This window comes from Streptomyces sp. NPDC056527 (assembly GCF_042794475.1).
GTDB lineage: Bacteria > Actinomycetota > Actinomycetes > Streptomycetales > Streptomycetaceae > Streptomyces.
Genome location: NZ_JBHTTQ010000230.1, coordinates 1 through 1,996, shown reverse-complemented (window position 1 = coordinate 1,996; position 1,996 = coordinate 1). Strand labels below are relative to the sequence as shown.

The window sequence follows — 1,996 nt, the reverse complement described above, 5'->3', positions numbered from 1 at the left end:
TGCGATCTGCACAGCCTGACTCCCAGTCCATCCGTGACGTTCAGCGGAGGATAGAACCAGGCACTGACAGGTCCAGATGTTAAAGAACAAGCTAAGGCCTGTCGTCAAATGTCACGCCCGCATCAGGAGCAAGGCGAGGGCGACTGCTGCTTCGTAGGACTCGGTGGTCTTGTCGTACGGGTGGCGATGCCTCGCCATTGCTTGAGGCAGTTGAAGCACCGTTCCACGATCTTGCGGTGCTTGTAGATCTCGTGGTCGAAGGTCGGTGGGCCGCCTCGGCGGCTGCCTCGCCGGGCCCGGTTGCGGACCTGGTCGAGCCGCTCAAGAATCCTTTGAGGCCCCGGCGGCGGAGCCAGGCCCGGATCGCCTTCGAGATGTAGCCCTTGTCGCCCAGGACGTGATCGGGCCGGACGGACCCGGGGCCGACCGGGTCCGATCCGGGGCACCCGGATCATTTCCATCACGGCGGTGAACTGGGTGCAGTCGTCGGTGTTACCGGCCGTGACGACGAAAGCGAGCGGGCGGCTGCCCCGCCCGTAACAGCCAGGTGGATCTTGCTGTTCAGACCGCCTCTGGACCGGTCGAGAGCCGGGTCGCGGAGCCCCATTTCGGACGCCGGCCGCATGCTGATGGGCCCGGACCGCCGTGGAATCGACCGACACCGGTCACTCGATTCGATGTCGCCTGCCGCATCTGCTTTCGCCTGCGCGGCCCGCAGCATCTGGTCGAACGCCCGTCCGTCGCCCACCTGCGAAAACGCGTGTGGAGCGTGGCCCACGGCCCGTTACGCTCGGGCACGTCCCACCAGGCCGTCCCGGTACGGAACTTCCACACGATCCCGTTCAGGCCCCTGCGATCGTCCATCCGCTTCCGCCCCTGCAACGACTCAGGCAGCAACGGTCGGACGAACTCCCACTCGGCAGCAGACAGTTCATGACGACGTATCGCCTCCCCATGATCCACTACGCAAGATCATTCGAAGGCGCTGCCTAGTGGCCCAAGTTGTGCTGCCAGGCCAGGGTCGAGACAAGCTCGGCGCTGAAGGCCTCGCAGAGCGCAAGTGCGCCTCGACCGGCTGCAGTGCCCAAGAGACTCGCGGTCGGCGGCAGTGCCAGAACGACGTCGTGACAAGCGGCCTCGGCGGCGAGGTTACAGGCGCTGTGGTAGCCAAAGTCGGCGCCGCGCCCCTGGCCCAGCGCGGTCGCGAGGTACCGCTCATGGGCGCGGTGAGCCGGATGGTCCCACATTGAATCTTGCGAACTGCTGTCGAGCCGTCCGGACACCTCGCGGGGTCGGCGGATGATCCGCTCGACCTCCTCCACGCTCAGCTCGTCCAGTACATTCCACATGTCCAACTCCGCGATGGCCTCTACCTGGACTTCGGCGATGACGTTGTCCAGTTCCCCTTCCATCGGGTCGGTGAAGAACGGGGTGCTGACCATTTCGGCCACCGCCTCCGTGTAGGCGCGGCGGGACTCCTCGTCGCGCGGGGCGAGGACCATCGTGCCGAATACGCGCTCCACAACCGTGCGGTGAAGGCCCCACTCGGGGTCGAGCCTGAGCATCAGCAGCGGCGCACGCAGCCGCCAGAGCGCCAACGTGGCCGCGTGGCGGCGCTGGACGCTAGTCATGGCAGCGCACCGATCCGTGAGCGCAGCGTCGTCTACCTCATCGAATACGTCCATGATCCCTACCCAATCAGTGCCCGCGTCCGGGCCCACTCTAGGTTCTGCTCTCAACGGCGGGGCATCGTCCTACCTATCCGCCGTCACCGTCGCAGCCCAGATGTGGGTGTGAAACTCGAAGACACCGCCTAGCCCTGAGGGAGGGGCTCACCTCGGCGCACTTCGGTCACCTGTAGCTCGGAGAACAGCAGCTGCAACCCGTAGATGCTGGTCCTGAGCTTGTTCTTTAACATCTGGACCTGTCAGTGCCTGGTTCTATCCTCCGCTGAACGTCACGGATGGACTGGGAGTCAGGCTGTGCAGATCGCAGG

General features: G+C 65.2%; 1 protein-coding gene and 1 pseudogene. Both read right to left on the bottom strand.

All coding sequences use genetic code 11. The features are described from left to right. Positions 1 to 111: 111 nt before the first annotated feature. Positions 112 to 945, bottom strand: a pseudogene (locus tag ACFQ7Q_RS38080) (IS5 family transposase). A 44-nt stretch (positions 946 to 989) separates the two neighbouring features. Beyond that, positions 990 to 1,685 carry a hypothetical protein gene (locus tag ACFQ7Q_RS38075; RefSeq protein ID WP_383563849.1) on the bottom strand — a complete coding sequence of 232 codons (696 nt, stop codon included), beginning with the start codon at positions 1,683 to 1,685 and terminating at the stop codon, positions 990 to 992. Between the last annotated feature and the right edge of the window lie 311 nt (positions 1,686 to 1,996).